We start from the raw sequence: 16,491 nt of genomic DNA on the forward strand, positions 1-16,491 counted from the left end.
CCACATGGCGCGCGGCGGCAGTTGCCGCCGGTACCCACGGTCAAATATTTCGACCGTGGGTATCAGTCCAGCGGGTGGTGGCAGGCGACGCGGTGGCCGTTGCCCAGCGTGCGATCCTGGGGCGGCACGGACCGGCACAGGTCACTGGCCGCGGGGCAGCGCGTATGGAAGGCGCAGCCGCGCGGCCGGTCGTAAAGGCTTGGCACCTCCCCGCCCAGGACGGGGCCGTCGGGGCGCCGCGCGGGGTCGATCGCGGGTTCCGACGCCAGCAGCGCGCGGGTATAGGGATGGCGGGGCCGTTCCAGCACGGCGCGGGTCGGCCCCGTTTCCACCAGATGGCCCAGATACAGCACCGCCATGCGGTGGCTGACATGGCGGACCACGGCCAGATTATGGGTGATCAGCAGATAGGCGACATCCAGGTCGCGCTGCAGGCCGGTCATCAGGTTCAGGATTTCCGCCTGTACCGATACGTCCAGGCCGGCCGTGGGCTCGTCGGCGATGACCAGGGCCGGTTCCATGGCCAGCGCCCGCGCCACGGTGACACGGCGGGCCTGCCCCCCGGACAGTTCGCGCGGATAGCGCCCGGCCATGTCGGGCGACAGGCCCACCATGGACAGCAGCCGTGCCGCCGCCGCCCGGCGGTCAGGCAGGGGGCGGCCATGGATGGCCAGCGGTTCCGTCACCAGATAACCCACGGTCAGCCGCGGGCTGAGCGAGGCGACAGGGTCCTGGAACATCAGGGCGGCACGCCGCCGTAACCGGTGCCAGCGCCGCTCCCGCCCCGTCAGGATGGCGTCCTGGAACCGGATGGTCCCGGCGCTGAAGGGTTGCAGGCCCATGATGGCGCGGGCCAGCGTGGTCTTGCCCGATCCGCTTTCCCCCACCAGGGCCAGCGTCTCCCCCTTGGCCAGGCCCAGCGACACGCCGCACAGGATTTCCAGCGGCTGCGGGCTCCGGCCGCGCAGCCGCTGCCACAAGGCACCGGGGGGCTGCACGCGCACGCACAGTTCGTTGATCTCCAGCAGGCCCGTCATGGCATGATCCGGTGGCAGGCGGCCCGATGCGCCGGTCCCACGGCGCCGGACGGCGGTGGCAGCGTGTGGCAGTGCGCCTCAGCCTCCAGGCAGCGCGGGGCGAAGACGCAGCCGCGCGGCGGATCGGTCAGGTCGGGCACGCGGCCGGGAATGGTGGGCAGGTCGGTGCGGATACCCTCCCGCCCGGGGACCGCGGCGGCGATGGCCAGATGCCCGGGATCGGCCGCGATCAGGCGGCGGGTGTAGGGATGGCGCGGCCGGGCGAAGATTTCCGCCACGGGCCCCGCCTCCACCACCGTGCCGGCATACATCACGATCACCCGGTCGCACAGACCCGCCACGGCGCCCAGATGGTGGGAGATGAACAGGATGCTGGTGCCGGTCTCGTCGCGCGTCTGGCGCAGCAGGCGCAGGATCTGCGCCTCCAGCGTCACGTCCAGCGCGGTTGTCGGCTCGTCTGCGATCAGCAGCGCCGGCCGGGTCAGCAGGGCGGCGGCGATGGCCACCCGCTGCAGCATGCCGCCCGACAATTGTCCGGGATAGGCGGCAAGCCGGCGATCCGGATCGACGATGCCGACACGGCCGAACATCTCCACGATGCGCTGCCGCTTCTGCGCTGCGGGAATCCCTGCCCGATACTGGAAATCCGTCAGCTGGCGGCCGATGGTCAGCACGGGGTTGAAGGCGGCCATGGGGTTCTGCGACACCAGGGCCAGCCCGTCGCCGCGCAGGGCGCGCATGGCCGGTTCGGGCAGGTCCAGCAATTCCCGCCCGGCCAGCCGCACGGACCCGCCCTCCACCCCGGCATTGCCGGCCAGCAGCCCCAGGATGGCGGCGATCAGCGTGGACTTGCCGCAGCCGCTTTCCCCCACGATGCCCGTGATCTCCCCCCGCCCCACGCACAGGTCCACGCCCCGCAGCACGCGCAGGGGCCCCCGGTCGGTGGCGTAGGAGACATGGAGGCCGCTGATTTCCAGCACGGGTTGCGTCATGTCATATCCGCCGTGCCGAAGGGTCCAGCCGTTCCCGCAAGGCTTCGCCCAGGAAGGTGAAGGCCAGGGTGGCGACCATGATGGGCAGGCCGGAGAACAGCACCAGCAACGGCGTGTTGCGGATGAAGACGAAGCCGTCGTTCAGCATGGACCCCCAGCTTGGCGTCGGCGGCTGGATGCCGATGCCCAGGAAGGATAATCCGGCCTCCAGCCCGATCACGACGGGAATGTCCATGGTCATCACCACCAGCAACGGGCCGATGACATTGGGCAGCATATGCACGAACAGGATGCGCAGCGGCCCCGCCCCCATCGACCGTTCGGCCTGGATGAAGGGGCTGTCGCGCAAGGCCATGGTCTGGGACCGCACCAGCCGCGCATAGCCGGGCACGGTGAAGAAGGCGATGGTGCCGACCAGCGTCCACAGCCCCGGCCCCAGCAGGGTCAGCACGGCCAGCGCGAACATGATCATGGGCAGCGAACTGATGGTATCCAGCACCAGCAGCAGCCCTGTGCCCAGCCAGCGCGGGCCATAGCCGGCCATCAGCCCCAGGGCCGTGCCGGCGATGACGGCGATGCCGATGGACAGCAGCGCCACGCCCATCGCCGTGCGCGTGCCCGTGATGATGCGCGAGGCCGTGTCGCGGCCCAGATGGTCGGTGCCCAGCCAGTGGGTTGCACTGGGTCCTTCCAGCCTGTGCGCGACATCGATGCGGGCGGGGTCGTGCGGCCGGATCATGTCGGCCGTCAGCGCCACCAGCGCGATCAGGATGCAGACAACCAGGCCGAACAGGCCGGGCCTGTCGATCCTGCGCTGGCCGGTGGCGGGTCGGGGCCGGGCTGGCGGCGGTTCAGAGGGCGGCATGGGTGCGGTGATCCAGCAGGCCCGTGACCAGGTCGGTCACCAGCATGGCAAGGGCATAGAGGGCGGCGGTCACCACGATGGCGCCGCTGACGACGGGATAGTTGCGGGCCAGCACGGCGTCATAGACGACGCGGCCGATGCCGGGCCGGGCGAAGATGATCTCTGCGAAGACCGATCCCGACAGCAGCGCCCCGAAACCCACCCCGATGATGGAGATGACGGGCACCAGCGCCAGCGGCAGCGCATAGCGCCACAGGATCAGCCAGGGCGGCAGGCCGAAGGCGCGGGCCGTTTCCACATGCTTCTCGCGCATCACCTCGATCAGGGAGGAACGGACGATGCGCGCGATATAGCCGACCCAGCCAAGACCCACGGCAAAGGCCGGCAGCACCAGCGCGTGCAGGCGGCTGGCCCAGTCCCCGGCCTCTCCCGCGCCGATGGCCGGGAACCAGTTCAGCGTCACCGCGAAGATCAACAGGCTGTAGATGGCCACCAGGAACGGGGGCAGGGCGATGACGCTGACGCTCAGCACCCCGATGGCATGATCGGTCAGGCTGCCGCGCCGTGCCGCCCCCAGGCAGCCCAGCCCCACACCCAGCAGCACGGCCGTGCCCAGCCCGGCGCAGGCCAGCGCCACCGTATGGGGCAGCGCATCCCACAGGATGGCGGTCACGGGCCGGCCGCTCCAGATGTCGGTGCCCAGGTCACCCCGCGCCACCCGCCCCAGGAAATGCCAGAGCTGGACGACCAGCGGCTGGTCCAGCCCCATCAGTTCACGGTAATGGGCCCGCATTTCCGCCGTGGCACGGGGGCCCAGCGCCACGGTCACCGGATCGCCGGGAATGGCATAGACCAGCAGGAAGATCGCCACCGTCGCCCCCAGGACGACGCCGAAAGCCAGGAACAGGCGGCGGATCAGGAAACCGGTCATCGACCGATGATCCCCGTCCCGCCGCCACGGGTCAAGCAGCCGGGCGGTTGCCGGTCATATCCTGTAGCCTGGCGCTGGCTGGCAGGCATCCCGCCTTCCTCCCCCCGGTTTCCCCGAAAACGTCGGACGACATTATTGATCGTTCGTTCAATACGAACAAGGGGTAAATGCCGTCCGGGGGCTGAAATATCGCGGCCGGTCAGTCCGCCGGCCGCAATACCGGTTGCAGAAGATGCAGCCAGCCCAGGGCCAACAGGTAGGATACCGACACCAGCGCGAACATGGGCGCATAGGTGCCGCCCGCCGCCAGGACCCAGCCGGCAAGCTGCAGGATGAACATGCCGGCCAGGTTGCCGCACAGGGCGCCGATGGAAATGACGGTGGCGATGCGCCGCTGCGGGATGATGTCGGTCGCCGTGGCGAACAGGTTGACGGAGAAGCCCTGATGGGCGGCCAGGGTCAGCCCCAGCAGTGCCACGGCCAGCCAGTAATTCTCCACCATCAGCACCAGCGGCACGGGCAGCACCAGCAACGCGCAGACCAGCAGGGTCAGCTTGCGCGCCCGGTTCAGGCCCACACCGCGGGCCAGCAGGTGGCCGGAGAAATAGCCGCCAGCCAGCGAGCCGATGGCCGCGATGGCATAGATGGTGGCCAGCGGCACGCCGAAGCCGCGCATGTCCAGCCCGAAGACCCGGATGAACAGGTCGGGCATCCAGAACAGCAGGAACCACCAGACCTGATCGGAGAAGACCTTGGCCCCGGCGAAGGCCCAGGTGCGCCGGTCCGACAGCACGGTGCGCCACGGCACCCGCGCCCCCTCCACCGCTGTGGCCTGCGTCGGCGGCGGGTTCTGGAAATAAGGGCTCCGGGTCAAAGCCCACCAGGCCAGGACCCAGACCAGCCCCAGCCCGCCCATGATGTAGAAGGCGGCCCGCCAGCCATAGGCAAGCGCGATGACGGGCACGACCAGCGGCGCGATGATGGCGCCGATATTGCCGGCGGCATTCACGAAGCCCAGCGCCAGGGACCGTTCCCGGGCCTGGAACCAGACGGCCACCGTCTTGATGGCGGCCGGCGTGCCCAGGGCCTCCGTCGCGCCCAGCGCCACGCGCACGGCGGTGAATTCCCGCATGGTCGTGGCCATGCCATGCACGATGGCCGCCATGCTCCAGGACCCGACGGCGACGGGATTGCCCACGCGCCAGCCCAGCCGGTCGATCAGCCAGCCCGCAAAGATGAAGGCCACGGCCGCCGCGAACTGGAAGGCGGCGACCAGGAAACCGTAATCGGCGTCGCTCCACCCCAGCTGTTCTTCCAGCATGGGTTTCAGCACGGCGATGATCTGCCGGTCGGTATAGTTCAGGATGCCGGCCAGCATGACGAGCGCCAGCAGCAAGGTGCGATGAAGGCCGAAACGCATGGGGGCTCGCCCTTTTCCGGGAAGGGGATGGGAATGCCGGTCGCCAGTGGGGCCGGCACCGCTGCGCTATCGCCCCGGCGCGCGCGCCGGGGCGGGGGGTTGCCGGGTCAGACCGTGCTGGCGACCGTGGTGATCCCCTGGAACAGCGCCGTCCAGTCGCTGCCCCGGCGGAAGAACAGCGGCGGCCGGCCCAGCGGGGCCGCCACGGTCACATCCTGCCCGCCCTGGTGCGTGGCGCCGGTCCAGACCTCCACCCAGTCGGTGCCGGCCGGCAGCCAGGTGGTCCAGCGGTCCACGCCCGGCTGGATGACCGGCGCCACCAGCAGGTCGGCGCCATAAAGATAGCTTTCCTGCTGCGTATAGGTGCGCGGATCATCGGGGAAATGCAGGAACAGCGGCCGCTGCACGGGCAGGCCGGTGGCCGCCGCCTCATCCGACAGGGCGCGCAGATAGGGCGCCATATGGACATAGAGGCGGGTCATGTACGCGAAATGGGCCAGGACCCGCGCATCCTCGTCGATCTGCACATTCTCCCGCGGGCGGTTGCCCTCGTGGCTGCGCATGACGGGGGTGAAGGCTGCCATTTCCGCCCAGCGCATCAGCAGTTCCGGCGTGCGGACATTGCCGAACAGGCTGGTGTAACCGCCGATATCGCTGTGATGGTAGGCATTGCCCAGCAGGCCGGACGACAGTGCCGCCGTGATGACGGTGCCGATCCCGTCATGGCGGGAGAAATCCACCGACTGGTCGCCGGCCCACAGCAGGGGGCAATGGCGCTGCACGCCGCTATAGCCTGCCCGCATGAAGAACAGGGCCTCCCCCGTCTTGCCCCGGCTTGCCAGGGCCCGGGCATTCACCTCCGCCCACAGCACGGGCCAGGCATTGTGCGCCAGCATGCCGTCGGTGCCGTCATGCAGGCGCACATCGGTCGGCAGATATTCGCCGAAATCGGCCATCCAGCCCGACAGGCCGAAATCCAGCATGTTCCGCCCGATGACCTTGTCGGCAAACCATTCGGCCGCGGCGGGGTTGGTGAAATCCACCACACCGCAGTCGAATTCCCCGAAATCGACGGTATAGACCTCGTCACTGTCCCGCTTCAGCGCCAGATAGCCGGCGGCCGCCGCCTCGGGATAAAGACTGCCATCGACGCAGAGATAGGGGTTCACATAGCCCAGGAAGCGGATGCCGCGCGCGTGAAGCTGCCCGATGCGCGCATCCAGGTCGCTGTAGCGCGCCTGGTTCCATTTCCAGTCCCAGAACAGCCGGTTGCCGAAGCTGGTGATGCGCAGGCCCACCCAATCCTCGCACCACAGGCCCGACAGGGCCGCCCCGGCATCGGCATATTTTTCCAGCCGCGTGAAGCTTTCATCCCCGTCCTTCAGGCCGATGATCGCACCCTTCAGCACCCAGTCGGGCAGCGGCGGCTGCCGGCCGAACCGGTCGGATAGGGCCGTGACCAGCCCGGTGAAGCTGTCATCCGCCCAAAGCTCGACCGTGGCCGGGGCGGCCCAGACCTCCAGTTCATGGAACCCGTCCTTGCGGAAGTCGAAGGCGCTGTAGGCCGTGGTGTCGATATGCAGCGCATAGCGGCGGGAGGACAAGTATGTCGGCTGGGGGTAGTTGGTCTTGTAATAGTCGCCGCCGGAATTGCTGCGCTGGTCCGCCTGGAAGGTGAGGAAGGAGGATTTGTCCCGCCCGACACCCGGTTCCGATGTCCAGAGGGGGAAACGCCGGCCGCGCATGTCGAAATAGGAAAGCTGCTCGCCCCCGCCCCAGACATGCTCCGCCTTTTCCGCCACCACGCGCAGCCACAGCCGGTTCAGCGCGGGGTCATGGGCCTCCAGCCGGATGGCGCCCCCCTTGTCGGAACCGGTCAAGATCAGGCTGGCCAACGGGTCCAGTCCCGCCGCCTGCGACAGGTCGATACGGGTCGCCCCGTCCTGCCGATCGATGCTCGCATGGCGCAGGCCCAGCCGTTCGACGATCTGGTCCTCGATGTCGAAATGGCCGTGATGCATCTCCACCCGCGGGTCGCCGTGCCCGACATAGAGGCAGGGCTCATCCTGCCGGTGGCGCAGGATGGTCCGTCCCGCCAGGGTCAGGTCGAACCCGCCCGCCGTCTCGATCAAACGCATGACATTCCCTTCCCTCATGATGTCGTTCCCGGCCCCGTGGCTTCGGAGGGGTGACTATCACTTCATTGATACTCTTATATCTAATATAAGACCTATAAGGACGCGCTGTCCAGACGCCAGGATGCGGCCGGACGGGAATGATGAAATGACAAGGGGACCGGTAATGGGACCAGCAGGGAAAGGGAGTGCCGCCATGTTCGGTCTGATGCAGGAATGGGGACTGACGGTCGACCGCATCATCGATCATGCCGCCCGCTGGGATGGCGGGCGGCCCGTCGTGTCGCGCCGGGTGGAGGCGTCGGCCGACGGGGCGCTGGCGCGCAGCGACTATGCCACCATCCGGCGCCGCGCGCGCTGCCTGTCGGCGGCCTTGCGCGGGCTGGGCGTGGCGCCGGGCGACCGGGTGGCCACCCTGGCCTGGAACAGCGACCGGCATCTGGAATCCTGGTTCGCCATCATGGGCATGGGGGCGGTGTGCCACACGCTGAACCCACGCCTGTTCCGGGACCAGTTGCGCTTCATCATCAACCATGCCGGCGACCGGGTGATCCTGGCCGATCCGGTCTTCGCCGATCTGGTGGCCGATCTGCTGCCCGACTGCCCGACCGTCTCGCATGTCGTGCTGTTATGTGCGGCGGGCGATATCGACCGCGCGCGGCTGCCGCACGCCATCGCCTATGATGAATGGCTGGCTGCCACCGACGATGACGGGGTGCCGTGGGGCCGGTTCGATGAGCGCATGGCGGCGGCCCTTTGCTATACGTCCGGCACGACGGGCAATCCCAAGGGCGTTCTTTATTCCCACCGTTCGACCATGATCCATCTGTGGATGAGCCTGCAACCCGATGTCATGGGCCTGTCGATCGCCGACGTGGCCCTGCCGCTGGTGCCCATGTACCATGCCAATGCCTGGGGCATCCCCCTGTCGGCGGCGGCGGTGGGGGCCAGGCTGGTGCTGCCGGGATCGCGGCTGGACCCGGCCTCCCTTCTGGACCTGATCCGGGGGGAGGGGGTGACCTTCGCGGCGGCGGTCCCCACCCTCTGGCAGGCCATGGTCCAGCATCTGGAACGTCATGGCGGCGATTTCGGACCGCTGCGCCGCGTCATCATCGGCGGCGCCGCCTGCCCGGAATCCGTGCTGCGCCGGTTGCAGGATTACGGCGTGTCGGCCCGCCATGCCTGGGGCATGACGGAAACCTCGCCCATCGGCACGCATTTCAAGCTGGTGCCTGAACTGGCCGGCCTGCCGTTCGAACAGCAGATGCCCTATCGCCTGCGCCAGGGACGGCCGCCGCTGGGCATCGATCTGGCGCTGCGCGGCGCGGATGGGGGGCTTATGCCCCATGACGGGCAGCAGATGGGGCGCCTGCTGGTGCGCGGCCCCGTCGTGGCCAGCGCCTATCTGCAGGGTGATGGCGGGCAGGTGCTGGATGGGGATGGCTGGTTCGACACGGGCGATATCGCCGATATCGACCCTCATGGCTATATGCGCATCGCCGACCGGGCCAAGGATGTGATCAAGTCGGGCGGCGAATGGATCAGTTCGCTGGAGATCGAGAACATCGCCTCGTCCCATCCCAAGGCAGCCCTCTGTGCCGCCATCGCCATGCCCGATCCCAAATGGGACGAACGGCCCCTGCTGGTCGTGCAACTGAAGCCCGGCACGCAGGCCACAACGGCCGAATTCCTGGACCATTTCCAGGGCCGCCTGTCGAAATGGCAGATCCCCGACGATGTGCGCTTCATCGACGCCATGCCGCTGGGCGCCACGGGCAAGATCGACAAGAAGGCGTTACGGAGCCTCGTCCTGCCCGCCGGCTGACGCGCGGTTGGGATAGAGCGTGGCGCGGTCATGGCTGTGCCCCGCCTCTGCCGGCCAGGCCACGGCACCGTCCGGCAGGTCGCGAACCTTGCGGGCCAGGATATAGGCATTGCCATAGCCGGGATTGACCGGCATCAGCGCGAAGGGGCCGCGCCGGTCCTCCGGATAGATTTCCATCTTGTTGACCATGCCGGCGGCCAGCACCTCGAACCCCGTTTCCGGTCCGAACAGCACCTTCAGCCCCTCATCGGAAAAGCGCCAGAAATCATTGGGCTGTTCATGCATGGGATAGGTCTGCGGGGCGGAATGGAAGACCAGCCCGCCCATGGACAGTGCCCGGTTGGTGGCCGCCGCCAGCAGCCAGGGATGGCTCAGATGCTCGATGACGGAGAAGGAGAAGACGGCGTCGATGCCGCCGCGCCCCACCAGCGCGTCGAGTTGGTGGGCGTCGCCCACGATATCGACGCCGGGCGCGGCATGGATATCGATGCCGATGAAACGGCGGGCGCCGGGGAAGTAATGCCGGCGCCCGTGGCTGGCATCCCCCACGACGCGGGCCCCGATTTCCGCCACGGTCAGATGACGCTCATTGATGACATCGACGAAGCCGCGCAGGTTCAGGAAGAAATCATTGACCTTGTCGACCTGCCCCTCGGTCCACGGGCCGGTCAGGACGCCGGCCTGTGGCAGGTCAAGCCGCAACCGGCCCCGGCCCGCATCGGTCAGCACCTCCAGTTCCACCGGCTGGCCGGGCCGCGCCTCCAGATAGGCCATGAAGCCGGCATCGGCGACGTGGTCATGATCTGGATAGAAGTTCAGCAGGTCGGCGCGGCGTGACAGCGCGGGGATGTCGTACCGGGCATCACCCACGATGATGGCGGCACGGGTAACCCGATGCTCGTTGCAATGGACCCAGCCCTGCACGAACACGCCGTGCCGGTCACACCAGAAATTGTCGATGCCATAGACGATGCGCAGGTCCGGCGCGTCCGGCGGGGTGGCCCGCACGGGCGGCGGCGGGGGCGCGGCAGGCAGGCGGATAGGCATGCGGCGATCCAGGCCCAGCGACCCGCCGGCCGCGGCCAGATCCGCCATGCAAGGCGGCTCGGCCCGCTGATGCACGAACAGATGCAGCAATTCCCCGGCATCATGGCGGAAGGGGGGAAAGGGCAGGGTCAGGCGCGACGGTTCGTCCATCCGCCGCCAGTCCTTGACGAAGACCTGCCGCACGTCGCCATTGCCCGGCCGCAGCAGGGACACGATCAGCGGCACCCCGTCGCGCAGCGGCTGGGCAGACAGGTCCAGATGCAGTACCGACAGGTCCGGGACATCCGTATGGAACCGTTCGGCGATGACCAGCCCGTCCAGCGGGGAAGGCGCGACAGCGGGTGCCGCACCGGGGGGGCGGGCGCCTGTCGGGCCGGCCGGGCGGAAAAGGGCTGCCAATCGGTCGCGTATCGCCATGCGGATGTCGCCCGTCCTTCTTCGATCCCTGGCCAGCCGGCCAACCGGCCGCGACTATGGGCAACCCCTTTGGCAGGCACAAGCCCTATATCCGTGCCGGAAGCGATGGAACATCCCGTTGCGATTGCCTGCGCCCGTGAATTTCCGTAGACATTGCAACCGTCGAACAGGGGTGTTCTTTCCAGATATTCACCCGGGGGGCCAATATGTTACGCCGCTGGCTGGTGCCGCTGTATCTTTTCTATGCGGTTCCGATGGTGTTTTTCGTGGCCATCAACATGCCCGTCTATCTGATGGCGGACGAAACCAACCATCTGATGCGGTCGGAGACGGCGCTGCACGGTCACATCATCGGCAAGCGCACCGATGACGCGCGGTCCGGCGGCTATATCGACGGCAACATGCTGGGATTGCTGCATGTCCATTGGCCCCTGCTGTCGGTGGTCGATCAGCGGATGACGACGGAGATCAAGCAGACCGGAGAGAGCGTGCGCTGGGGCGGACCGCCCGTCTTCGTGGACATTCCCAACACGGCCATCTATCCGCCCACGCTGTACGCGCCGGTCATCGCGGGGCTGGCGCTGGGCAAGGCGCTGGACCTGTCGATGGACCGCACCTTCATCCTGGCCCGCCTAGTGAACGGTCTGGTTTCCATTGCGCTCGTCGCCCTGGCCCTGCAGGTGGCGGCGCGCGGGCGGCTGGTGATCTTCGCCACCATGCTGCTGCCGATGAGCGTGGCGCTGATGGCCTCGGCCTCGCAGGATGCCTTGCTGCTGTCGGGGGCGGCGCTGCTGGTCGCGCTGGTCACCCGGCCCATCGCGCAGCAGCGGCCGGCCACCGATGCGGAGTTCATCGCCATGGCGGTGCTGATCGTCGCCCTGTCCATGTCGCGCCCCACCAATTTCGCCTTTCTCCTGCTGCTGCTGCCCCTGGCGCCCCGCCTGCGGGGGCGCATCTCGCTGCTGTCGGTGACGGCCATTTCGACTTTCCTGGTCGTGGGCTGGGTCATCCTGATGGCAGCCATCGTGCAGGTACAGCAGACCTGGGGTGATGTCGTGCCGTCCATGTCGGGACAGCTTCGCCACCTGCTGGCCCAGCCGTTCGACTTCTTCCGGGCGCTTTACCTGACCCTGTTCACGGGGGCGGGCTATTGGGGCACGACAGTGATGATGCTGGGGTGGATCGGCTGGGGACAGTTCAACATCACGCTGGCGCCCTGGTTCTATCCGGCGGCCCTGTGGATGCTGGCGGCGGCCTTGCTGGCGGAACTGCTGGGCGGCGCGCGCAATCCGCCGCGCCTGGCGGCGCTGGCCGCCGGCACCATCCTGATCGCCGCGGTCGGCATCTATTTCATCCAGTATCTGAGTTTTTCCGCCGTGGGCGGGATGGAGGTCAGCGGCGTGCAGGGCCGGTACTTCCTGTCGCTGCTGGCAGCGACGGGACTGGCCATGCCCTCCCTGGCGCACCGGCTGCCGCAGCCCTGGGCCGGCCGGGTGCGGCAGGGGCTGGTGCTGGGCGTGCTGCTGTTCCCGCTGGCCACGATGGCCGTGCTGCCGCCGACCATCATCGCCCGCGCCTATATGCAATAGGGTCCGGCCAAAAAAATCCCCCGTCACCGGAGGGTGGCGGGGGATCGGGAGGAAGATGCCGGTAGGCAGGCGCCGTGTTTGTACAGACCGAAAACACGGCGCCTGCTTTCAATCCCCCGAAGCGCCGGCGCCGCATCCGCGGCTGGGGCTTCAAGGGTGGGGACGGACGACCCGCCCGTCCCCGGACATTCCGGGTCAGAAATTGGCCCGGACGGAGGCGCCGAAGTACCGTTCAGCGTCGCGCGGCGTGATCTGGCGCATGAAGGCCGTGCCGTTCGGGATGCGGCCGATGACATAGTGGCGGTCGGTGATGTTCTTGGCGATCAGCGACACGCGATACTTGTCGTCATGGGTCACGAAGGACAGGACGGCATCCCAGGTGGCATAGCCGGCCTGGAAGGCATAGGGGTTCTGCGTCAGGTCGAAATTCTGCTTGCTGGTGAATTGCAGCGTGTTTGACAGCCGGGCATCCATGTCCGGCAGCTCGACGGGCAGGCGCCAGTCGGCCGTGACCGATCCCTTCCATTTCGGGGCGAAGGGCAGGGGCTTGCCGTTGATGGCGTCGGCGCAGGTCGGCTCCGTCGCCGGGCACTTGAACCGGTCGATCTTGGCCTTGGTATAGGCAACGCCGCCGTTGAACTCCAGATCGGACGTGGCCGCCCAGGTGAAGTCCGCCTCCAGCCCGCGGGTGGAGACCGAGCCGGCATTGGTCAGGCGGGTCACCACCTGGCCTTCCACCAGTTCGCGGGTATTGGCCTGGTAGCCGTTATAGGTGGTCTTGAAGGCCGCCAGGTTCAGCATCAGGCCCGCCTCGGCGAAGCGGGTCTTCAGCCCCGCCTCGTAGCTGTCCGCCTTTTCCGCCGAGATGGGCAGCGTATCGGGCCCGATCATGTTGAAGAAGACGTTGATGGCCGGCCCCTTGTACCCGCGGGTATAGGTGGCGTAGCCGATCACCTCGTCGGTGAAATCATATTGCAGGCCGGCATTGCCCGACACGCCGTCCTTCTTCGTCGACCCGTCGGCCGCGAAATAGGGGCGCACGCCGGGGAAGGCCGCCGTGGAGGTGGACCGCCGTTCGAAATCGAACGACACCTTGTCCTTGGTATAGCGGCCGCCGATGATGGCGCGGAAATCATCGGTGAAGTTCACCGTGGCCTGACCAAAGGCGGCATAGTTCTTCAGCCGGGTCGTGAAGTCGGCATTGCCTTCGTTGGTGACATAGGTGGACGCACCCGGCCGGCAGGGCAGCAGGCCGTTTTCGGCGGGCAGGGTGGTTGCCGTGCAGGCCGTGACCGTGCGGTTGAAGAAATCCACTTCCTTTGTGGTGTAATAGTAGAGGCCCGCCACATAGTCGATGAAGTTGTTGCCCGTCGACGCGATGCGCAGTTCCTGCGTGAACTGGTTGAAATCGAGATCGCCGCGGTCGTGGGAGCGGTTGTCGCCGGCCGCGACACCCGTGGCGACGTAGAGCGGCCCGTCGGAACGGAAATCACCGTCGCGCTGCTGGTAATTATACCAGTGGCGATAGGCGGTGATGGAGGTCAGCGCCACGGCGCCGAGATCGAAATCGGCCTGCAGGGACACACCGCTGTTGCGGTCGCGGGTGCGCGGGTCCAGGTCGTTGTCGATATCCTTGTTGCGCGGGCCGGGCGTCAGCGGGGCCAGCGATGGCAGGAAGATCTGCTGGTTGAAGGCACTGGGGAAGACCAGGCCGATGCTGTCGGCAAAGCCGTTGTCATTGGCCTTGGCATAATCGGCGATGGCCGTCAGGCGCACCGTCTCGCTGGCGTCCAGCACCAGCTTCATGCGCGCACCCCAGCGCTCGTAGCCGTTTATGTCATTGCCGTTGAAGACGTTTTTGCCGTTGCCGTCATATTTGCTGTAAAAGGCCGTGATCAGGCCCGACAGATTGTCGGACACAGGCCCGGAGACCCCGGCCTTCACCCGGTATTCGTTGCCTTCATAGTAAGAGGCCTCGATATGCCCGCCGGGGGTGGAGCCGGGGTCGCGCGTGGTGATGTTGACCACGCCGGCCGAGGCGTTCTTGCCGAAGATCGAGCCCTGCGGCCCGCGCAGCACTTCCACCCGCTCCAGGTCCAGGAAGTCGGCCGTCTGCTGCCCCGTGCGGGCATAGACCACGCCGTCGATCACCGTGGACACCGACGGCTCGATGCCCGAGGCGAAGGAGATGGTGCCCACGCCGCGGATGGAGATGGCGCTGTCCTTGTTGGTGTTGCCCTTGCGGAAGGTGATGGTCGGCACGCGCTGGAAAAGCTGTTCGGCGGAATTGATGTTGGCCTGTTCCAACTGTGCGCCCGTGACGACGGAGATGGCCAGCGGCACGTCCTGCAGGTTCTGCACGCGCTTTTGCGCCGTGACGATGATCTCTTCCAGCAGCACGCCGCCGCCCTCCTGGGCCATGGCGCCGCCGGTCAGGCCCAGCAGGCCGAATGCCGCCGTCCCGGCGGCCAGACGCAGTTTCAGCATAGGCTTGTTCATGTCGTTTCCTCCCTGACCCATGTTTGTCGGCTCCCCTTGTTTCGCGGGGCTGATGCGATTCCTAACGCAAGGTCTGCGGTAAGACAATAGTTGTGTCTTATATAAGAGTTATCATAGATACTCGTCTAGTCCCAAAATGGCGGCCGGCAGTTCCGGAACGACGGTCCCGCCGCCCCCTCCCATGTGAAGGAAACAAGGTCATGACCATTCCCGGAGCGTTGCAGCGCCAGCAATGTTTCATCGACGGCGCCTGGAAGGATGCCATAGGCGGCGCTACCATCGCTGTTTCCAATCCCTCAACAGGTGATGCGCTGGGGTCAATACCGCGCTGTGGCCGGGCCGAGACGGCGGTGGCCATCACCGCGGCGCACCGCGCCTTCCGGGACTGGCGGCACTGGACGGCGGGCGAACGGGCCGGCCTTATGATGAAGCTGCACGACGCCATCCTGGACAACCGTGCCGATCTGGCCCGCCTGCTGACATTGGAGATGGGCAAGCCCCTGGCCGAGGCGGCGGGGGAGGTGACGCTGGGGGCCGCCTATATCCGCTGGTTCGCGGAGGAGGCGCGGCGCATCTATGGCGATGTCATCCCCTCGCCCTGGAAGGGACGGCGCCTGCTGGCGGTGCGCGAGCCTGTGGGGGTGGTCGGGGCCATCACGCCCTGGAACTTCCCCAACAGCATGATCGCCCGCAAGATGGGTGCCGCCCTGGCCGCGGGCTGCACCCTGGTGGTCAAGCCCGCGACCCAGACACCCTATTCGGCCCTGGCCATCGCTGCCCTGGCCGAGCAGGTGGGCTTCCCGCCCGGCGTGCTGAACGTCGTGACGGGATCGGCGGCGGAGATCGCGCAGGAGATGTGCGAGAACCCGCTGCTGCGCAAGATCACCTTCACCGGATCGACGGCGGTGGGCAAGAAGCTGGCGGCCCAGGCCATGGCGCACATGAAGCGGGTGTCGATGGAATTGGGGGGCAATGCGCCCTTCATCGTGTTCGACGATGCCGATCTGGACGCCGCCGTGGCCGGGGCCATGGTGGCCAAGTTCCGCAATGCCGGCCAGACCTGTGTCTGCGCCAACCGTTTCCTGGTGCAGGACGGCATCCATGATGCCTTCGTGGAGCGGCTGGGCACGGCCATGGCGGCGTTGAAGGTGGGTGACGGCACCGAAGAGGGGGTGACGCAGGGACCGCTGATCGACATGGCCGGTGTCGCCAAGATCGAGGAACATATCGCCGATGCCCTGTCCAAGGGTGCGCGGCTGGCGGCCGGCGGGTCCCGGCATGCCCGCGGCGGCGGCTTCTTCCAGCCTACCCTGCTGACGGGCGTGACCCCCGCCATGGCCGTGGCGCGGGAGGAAACCTTTGCCCCGCTGGCTCCCGTCTTCCGCTTCGCCACCGAGGCCGAGGCGCTGGGCATGGCGAACGATACCGAATATGGTCTGGCCGCCTATGTCTATACCCGCGACCTTGGCCGGTCCTTCCGCATGATGGACGGGCTGGAATATGGCCTGGTCGGCATCAATGAGGGGCTGATCACGACCGAGGTGGCCCCGTTCGGCGGACAGAAGGATTCCGGCATGGGGGTCGAAGGGTCGCGCCATGGCATCGATGATTACACGGTGCTGAAATATGCCTGCATCGGCGGGCTCGGCTGAGGGCCGCCGCCCCCCGGCTGCGCGCCGGGGGGCGGCCACGCCCAAAAACCTTGCCGCGATGCGCGAAAATTGTTTTATCTTA

At 67.4% G+C, this 16,491-nt stretch carries 11 protein-coding genes; 3 read left to right on the top strand and 8 right to left on the bottom strand.

The genetic code is table 11. From position 1 onward, the window contains the following. Window positions 1-62 precede the first annotated feature (62 nt). The 6 genes from ACM9LZ_RS14335 to ACM9LZ_RS14360 form a co-directional block, all read right to left on the bottom strand. Window positions 63-1,037 (bottom strand): oligopeptide/dipeptide ABC transporter ATP-binding protein, encoded by a 975-nt coding sequence (locus tag ACM9LZ_RS14335; RefSeq protein WP_416620168.1) that lies wholly within the window; start codon window positions 1,035-1,037, stop codon window positions 63-65. Continuing rightward, window positions 1,034-2,029 carry an ABC transporter ATP-binding protein gene (locus ACM9LZ_RS14340; RefSeq protein ID WP_416620169.1) on the bottom strand — a complete coding sequence of 332 codons (996 nt, stop codon included), beginning with the start codon at window positions 2,027-2,029 and terminating at the stop codon, window positions 1,034-1,036. Before ACM9LZ_RS14340 ends, ACM9LZ_RS14335 begins: the two co-directional genes overlap by 4 nt. A 1-nt stretch (window position 2,030) precedes the next feature. Then, window positions 2,031-2,894 (bottom strand): ABC transporter permease, encoded by an 864-nt coding sequence (locus ACM9LZ_RS14345; protein WP_416620170.1) that lies wholly within the window; start codon window positions 2,892-2,894, stop codon window positions 2,031-2,033. Beyond that, the gene (locus ACM9LZ_RS14350; RefSeq protein WP_416620171.1) at window positions 2,881-3,825 is read right to left on the bottom strand and encodes an ABC transporter permease; all 945 of its coding nucleotides are present in this window, start codon (window positions 3,823-3,825) and stop codon (window positions 2,881-2,883) included. Before ACM9LZ_RS14350 ends, ACM9LZ_RS14345 begins: the two co-directional genes overlap by 14 nt. Window positions 3,826-4,024: 199 nt before the next feature. Continuing rightward, window positions 4,025-5,245 (bottom strand): MFS transporter, encoded by a 1,221-nt coding sequence (locus ACM9LZ_RS14355; protein ID WP_416620172.1) that lies wholly within the window; start codon window positions 5,243-5,245, stop codon window positions 4,025-4,027. A gap of 107 nt (window positions 5,246-5,352) precedes the next feature. Beyond that, window positions 5,353-7,383 carry an alpha-glucosidase gene (locus ACM9LZ_RS14360; protein WP_416620173.1) on the bottom strand — a complete coding sequence of 677 codons (2,031 nt, stop codon included), beginning with the start codon at window positions 7,381-7,383 and terminating at the stop codon, window positions 5,353-5,355. 193 nt (window positions 7,384-7,576) lie between these two features. On the opposite strand from ACM9LZ_RS14360, the gene ACM9LZ_RS14365 reads away from it, so the two are divergent. Further along, window positions 7,577-9,205 (top strand): long-chain fatty acid--CoA ligase, encoded by a 1,629-nt coding sequence (locus ACM9LZ_RS14365; protein WP_416620174.1) that lies wholly within the window; start codon window positions 7,577-7,579, stop codon window positions 9,203-9,205. On the opposite strand, the gene ACM9LZ_RS14370 is transcribed toward ACM9LZ_RS14365, so the two are convergent. Then, window positions 9,176-10,669: a class I SAM-dependent methyltransferase gene (locus ACM9LZ_RS14370; protein WP_416620175.1), complete on the bottom strand. Its 1,494-nt coding sequence runs from the start codon at window positions 10,667-10,669 to the stop codon at window positions 9,176-9,178. The genes ACM9LZ_RS14365 and ACM9LZ_RS14370 overlap by 30 nt on opposite strands. A 206-nt stretch (window positions 10,670-10,875) precedes the next feature. On the opposite strand from ACM9LZ_RS14370, the gene ACM9LZ_RS14375 reads away from it, so the two are divergent. Beyond that, complete coding sequence (locus ACM9LZ_RS14375) at window positions 10,876-12,258, top strand: DUF2142 domain-containing protein (RefSeq protein WP_416620176.1); 1,383 nt, start codon at window positions 10,876-10,878, stop codon at window positions 12,256-12,258. Between the two features lie 195 nt (window positions 12,259-12,453). Here the strand turns inward: ACM9LZ_RS14375 and ACM9LZ_RS14380 are convergent, their stop codons facing one another. After that, window positions 12,454-14,757 (bottom strand): TonB-dependent receptor, encoded by a 2,304-nt coding sequence (locus ACM9LZ_RS14380; protein ID WP_416620177.1) that lies wholly within the window; start codon window positions 14,755-14,757, stop codon window positions 12,454-12,456. A gap of 200 nt (window positions 14,758-14,957) precedes the next feature. Between ACM9LZ_RS14380 and ACM9LZ_RS14385 the strand changes: the two genes are divergently transcribed. Continuing rightward, window positions 14,958-16,409, top strand: a complete 1,452-nt coding sequence (locus ACM9LZ_RS14385; protein WP_416620178.1) for an NAD-dependent succinate-semialdehyde dehydrogenase — start codon at window positions 14,958-14,960, stop codon at window positions 16,407-16,409. Window positions 16,410-16,491: the final 82 nt, after the last annotated feature.

This window comes from Niveispirillum fermenti (assembly GCF_048066175.1).
Taxonomy (GTDB): Bacteria; Pseudomonadota; Alphaproteobacteria; order Azospirillales; family Azospirillaceae; genus Niveispirillum; species Niveispirillum fermenti.